The sequence below is a fragment of the Methanobrevibacter filiformis genome, assembly GCF_001639265.1.
Taxonomy (GTDB): Archaea; Methanobacteriota; Methanobacteria; order Methanobacteriales; family Methanobacteriaceae; genus Methanacia; species Methanacia filiformis.
Genome location: NZ_LWMT01000064.1, coordinates 1 through 5,196 on the forward strand (window position 1 = coordinate 1; position 5,196 = coordinate 5,196).

The 5,196-nt window shown below is 22.9% G+C and carries 8 protein-coding genes; 2 read left to right on the forward strand and 6 right to left on the reverse strand.

Going from position 1 to position 5,196, the window contains the following annotated elements; translation table 11 throughout:
• From MBFIL_RS02340 to MBFIL_RS11165, 4 genes are all read right to left on the reverse strand, one after another.
• Nucleotides 1-445: hypothetical protein (locus MBFIL_RS02340; protein WP_157078598.1), on the reverse strand; the 445-nt coding region annotated here is incomplete at its 3' end.
• Nucleotides 446-629: 184 nt separating this feature from the next.
• Nucleotides 630-1,481, reverse strand: coding sequence for a type II restriction endonuclease (locus MBFIL_RS02345; RefSeq protein WP_084266270.1), 852 nt, complete (start codon nucleotides 1,479-1,481; stop codon nucleotides 630-632).
• A 72-nt stretch (nucleotides 1,482-1,553) separates the two neighbouring features.
• Entirely contained in the window at nucleotides 1,554-2,360 is an 807-nt protein-coding gene (locus tag MBFIL_RS02350; protein ID WP_342667580.1) for a DNA adenine methylase, read from the reverse strand.
• Nucleotides 2,302-2,499: a DNA adenine methylase gene (locus tag MBFIL_RS11165; protein ID WP_342667581.1), complete on the reverse strand. Its 198-nt coding sequence runs from the start codon at nucleotides 2,497-2,499 to the stop codon at nucleotides 2,302-2,304. Before MBFIL_RS11165 ends, MBFIL_RS02350 begins: the two co-directional genes overlap by 59 nt.
• Before the next feature lie 217 nt (nucleotides 2,500-2,716).
• Here MBFIL_RS11165 and MBFIL_RS10455 point away from each other — a divergent pair, with 217 nt between their 5' ends.
• Together MBFIL_RS10455 and MBFIL_RS11055 are read left to right on the forward strand one after the other, a co-directional pair.
• Nucleotides 2,717-2,872 carry a hypothetical protein gene (locus MBFIL_RS10455; protein ID WP_157078620.1) on the forward strand — a complete coding sequence of 52 codons (156 nt, stop codon included), beginning with the start codon at nucleotides 2,717-2,719 and terminating at the stop codon, nucleotides 2,870-2,872.
• A gap of 93 nt (nucleotides 2,873-2,965) precedes the next feature.
• Nucleotides 2,966-3,100: a hypothetical protein gene (locus MBFIL_RS11055; RefSeq protein WP_281192444.1), complete on the forward strand. Its 135-nt coding sequence runs from the start codon at nucleotides 2,966-2,968 to the stop codon at nucleotides 3,098-3,100.
• Between the two features lie 170 nt (nucleotides 3,101-3,270).
• Here the strand turns inward: MBFIL_RS11055 and MBFIL_RS02355 are convergent, their stop codons facing one another.
• Nucleotides 3,271-3,555, reverse strand: a complete 285-nt coding sequence (locus tag MBFIL_RS02355; protein WP_066971125.1) for a hypothetical protein — start codon at nucleotides 3,553-3,555, stop codon at nucleotides 3,271-3,273.
• A gap of 118 nt (nucleotides 3,556-3,673) precedes the next feature.
• Nucleotides 3,674-5,110 carry a right-handed parallel beta-helix repeat-containing protein gene (locus MBFIL_RS02360; RefSeq protein ID WP_084266271.1) on the reverse strand — a complete coding sequence of 479 codons (1,437 nt, stop codon included), beginning with the start codon at nucleotides 5,108-5,110 and terminating at the stop codon, nucleotides 3,674-3,676.
• Nucleotides 5,111-5,196: the final 86 nt, after the last annotated feature.

Genomic DNA, 5,196 nt, shown 5'->3' on the forward strand with positions numbered 1-5,196 from the left:
AATTATATTTAGCCTGTAAATACATGATTTTAAACATTAAAGTAACATCATGATGTGGTCTACCTCTGCACTGGTGATTGTACATGGATTCCAGTATTGATCTATATATTTCACAATTCAGCATATTTTTATGTTCTTTCAATTCTAACAACTCTTCATTTTCATTATTCATAGAGTTAAGAAGAAAAAGAGTCTTAAAATGATTCACACTTTCTCCATCATCTAATGCGCGAACCATTCTTTCCAAATCACAACACAAAAGCTCTTTATTAAAAGGACTATTAATATTAAAATTAAGACCTTCCTTCCACAAATCACTAAAATCCCCACGAACAACAGACCTCAAATAATCAAAATCAACACTAAACTTACCACTACTCTCCCAAACATTCAACTTCTTCAACACAAACCTAAAACACTTACGAATACTACTATTAAAACTCATAAAAAAATATATAAACAATCAAACATAAATAAAAATACCAAAGAAAAAAAATAATACATATAAAAAGAAAATTATTAAATACGAATCCTCCCATATAAATTTTACAGTATCTATAATTTCAAAACTAATTGTTTTAATTTCTCATGTATAATAATTGTTTTAAATAAGAAAAGTATTAATCTATTTAAAGTAATAAATTTATCTTATTTTTTAACATAAAATAGTTTAAGATATAATCAATATTTTTTGATGAAGATTTAAGAGTACTGAACATTTTTTTCCATCCTAAACCATCAGTTACCCATATAAATGTCATATTAGTATTTCTAATTTGTTCTTGTAAATCAACATAAGCATGTGCAGTTTCTATAGGTTTACTTCCAGTACTGTTATAAAAATTACATTCAAAAAGAAATTTAGGAGATTTATTTTTATATATAACAAAATCAAATCTCTTTTTCCTATCAATTACTATTCCAGAAACTTCATTATCAATAGTATATTCTGGTTTTTCTTTAATAATTTCATTTAAGAAGTTTCCTACAATATCTTCAAAAATATGTCCACTCCTATTTTTACGAGCATTTGTATCTAAGCCAACTTCAGTACCAGTCAAATAAGAGTATAAGTCATCAATTTCACTGAAAAGATTTAATAATCCTGTTTCTTTAGAAAATTTAACTATTTCTTCTTGGTTAAATGAAGTTTCAGAGAAATTTATATTTTTAGATACATTTGTATCAATGTCAAAAATAGCTATATTATTATCTCGAACTGCTACAATCAGTGGCAACAATGGAACACATTCAGGATAATTATTTATTATTTCTTTGAATTTATCTTCAATTTTATCATTAGATATTCTCTTTAAACTATTTAAAATGTTTATTTCAATTATATTATCTTCTAGTTTAGAAAAAACCTTTTCCCAATCAACAAAAAAATTATATGTGCGATTAGTTTCTAAAAGAGTATCTACAAATTCATTATTGTACTCATCCATATGTTCAAATCCTAATTTTTTAAAATTTACCATTATATATCCCTCCATGGAAATTGAATTTAATAAAAATAGCTATTTGCTAAAACAGATCAGAATTGGTATTTTTCAGTAGTTTCTAACAATGATTTCATTAATTTCTCCTCTCTTTTTAGCATTGGAATTAATGAAACGTTTTGCCTTCACTCTTTCAATTTTAAAATCTTCATAAAGATCATCAAAAAAATTATCATTAACATCTTCATTTTTTGGATCAGAATTACTTAAAATTCCATAAGCACCAATATTTGTTATTCTATGAAAATATTCAGCTAATTCTTTCTGTTGTTGATCATTAAACTCATTTTCACTGTAATTTGTAAAACTAGAAGTTTTATTAAGTGGTCTATAAGGAGGATCAAGATAAACAAGGGATTTTTCACTTATTAACTCTTCAGAACCGATAAAAGTTTCATTAAAAATAGTAGTGTTTCTTAAAACTTTAGAAACATTTCTTATGTTATCAGAGTTACAAATTTTAGGATTTTTATATCTTCCCATAGGAACATTAAATTCTCCTTTTTTGTTAAGTCTGAATAAACCATTAAAACAAGTTTTATTTAAAAAAATAGTTTGTGAAGCTCTTTTCACATGTTTATTAGAATATATATCAAAATTAAAATCAGTTAATTGTTGATTAAAATCTTTTCTTACCTTTAAAAATAGTTCTTTCCTACGTTCATCATCTTTTTCAAGGAAAGATTCTTCAAATGAAATTAAATTATTTATTAAATCTTCAGGATCGTTTTTTATAGCATTATAACATAAAATTAACTCTTTATTAATATCATAAATAAATGATTTCTTGATTTTGTAATTACTGGATAAGTAAAAATATAATGCCCCCCCCCCCGATGAATGGTTCAAAATATTCATCAATTTTGTGAGTTTTCCTGATTTTTTCAGGTAATCTTTCTTCAATCGCATTAATTAGCTGCGTTTTACCACCCGCCCATTTTAGAAATGGTTTAGCTGTGAAAATATCATAAGTTCCATACAAATCTTTTTGTGTCAAGTTATCCCTTAAACTAATTTTTATTATTTATTTAATTATTTTATTAAAATTAAGATCCAATGAATTAATTTTTATTCTTAATTCGTGATTATAGATCTTATTTTAATAATATAAGTTTTTAATGATCTTAAATAAAAAAGTGAAAACAAGTAATAAGAAATTAATTAAAAATAATATAATGCAAGTTATATAATTTCAATACCAATATTAATTCTAATTGGAAACATGGCTGAATATTATTCATATTACTTCGTTAAAAAGAAAAGTTGAAGAGGGTCTTGAAACCGTTGGTGGAGATATAGATGTTGCCATCATATCCAAAGGTGATGGATTTATATGGGCTAAACGAAAACATTATTTGATCCAAAACTAAACTATCAATTTTTTGATAGATAAAATTAACAATATATTTAAATAGTTACGAATCCAAATATATTGATTATAATACTTTTTATAGGGGTAAAAAATGATTTTTTATTATAATCTCCCATTCGGGGAAAAAATTGAAAAGGGAAGATCTATTGGCCATATTGCTGCTGTAGAAGCTTTAAATAAGTTTCAAGAAAAAGCTATAGAATCTTTAAAGAAAGCAGACATATAACTCCCATCATATTTACCACAGTTAAATTTAGTTATTTATATTTATTCTTTTCATTTTTATTGTTTTTAATTAATTCTTATTTTTTTAAGTGTGTTAATACTTTTTTAGTTTTATTTATTATTTACTATCTATATTATTACTTTAATTTATAGATTGTGAATAACTTAATCTTAGATTAGTAAATAGCAAAAGAAGAAAAATAAAGCCACTACTGTAAAAATAGATAATTTTTGACCAAAATCACTTGACCTAGGATCATCCCTATTTTTTTGAACATAATTATAAAATGAACTACTTAATATGCCCATTACTACTAAAACAATTAATCTAAAAAGAGAATTACCTATAATCACAAAATCAGGGAAAATAGCCCCAATAATAATAACTAAAGCAACAATTCCATCTAGAAAAAAAACTATACTTAAAATAAAAGCTATTAAGCTTGGTATTCTCATAAATTAACAACTCCCCAAAATAATTAAGAAAAATCAAGTAAATTATTAATTTTAAAAAATCAAAACTGTGATTTAAAAATTGATTTAATAAAATCTAGACAATTTTTAATTAATTAGATTATTTAATGCTATTTTTAGTTCCTATTACTAATATAGAACGTTTAGTCTTACTTATTTTATTTTTTATTATTATATTCTCTTTTCCATTTACTTTTATTCCATGATGTTTATTTTTTTCCATCACATTCCTCTTAATATAATTCTTATTTCCTTTAACTTCTATTCCATGAAATTTACTATTATTCACAATATTTTTAGTTATATTGTTCAGTTTACCTTTAATATAAACTCCATATACATTTAAATAGAATTTATTAGTAAATATTAAATTTTTATCCCCATTAATATATACTCCTATTTTTACATTGTTTATTTTGTTTTCATTAACTTGATTTTTATTTCCTTTAATATTTATCCCAATGTTTTTCAATTTAATATCATTATTTTTTATTTTATTTTTATTTCCTTTAATATTAATTGAGTAAAGATTAGATGTAATTATTTTATTACTACTTAATTTGTTTTCTTTTCCCTTTACATCTATTCCTACTTTATTTTTTGATAAATTATTATTATTTATCGAATTATTACCTCCAACTATTTGGACCCCATAATTTTCACTATCTTTAATTATATTTAATTTTATAACATTTCTCCAACCTTCAACAGAAATACTTGATGTGATAGACTTTAATACTTTATTCCTACTTATATTATTACTATTTCCAATTAGTTTAATAGCTATTTTATTTTTTGATATATTATTTTCACTTAATAAATTAGAACTTCCTTCTACAAAAAAACCATAACTAGAACTACCGTTGATTATATTAAATTTTATTATATTTCCTTTTCCTTCAATTAAAATCCCTGATTTATTAGAATTATTTATCTTATTATTGTTTATTTTATTTTGATTTGCTGCAATAATGTAAATCCCATTAGAATTATTTTTAATACTATTATTAATCACAATATCATTTTTAGAAGTTTCTAATTTAACTCCTGCTTTATTATTACTTTCTATTAAATTACTGTTTATAGTTAAATTATTAGAAACATATGATAAAATCCCATTTTGACTGTTGTTTCTTATATTATTCCAGTTCAGATCCATGTTTTTAATATCTTGGATAGAAATACCATTACCTTTATTGTTTTCAAATGAATTATTAATTATAATGGAATTACGACAATCAACAATGACAATACCATCTTTACCATTGTTTCTCAAAATATTATTACTTATATTTAACTTATTAGATTCACCAACATCTATTCCCTCATATTTACTGTTTTCAACAGTATTATTCCATATGATTGTATTATTTGATTCATATAAACTAATACCTCCAAGAAAACTATTTTTAACAATATTTCCACTTAATATATTATTGTTAGATTTCATTAAACTAATTCCATCATTATTGCCATCAAATACATTGTTATATATTTGAGGATTCGTATTTAATAATTTTCTTTTTATATGTATTATTTTTTTTCTTTGGTATTTTTATTTATGTTTGATTGTTTATATATTTTTTTATGAGTTTTAATAGTAGTATTCGTAAGTGTTTTAGG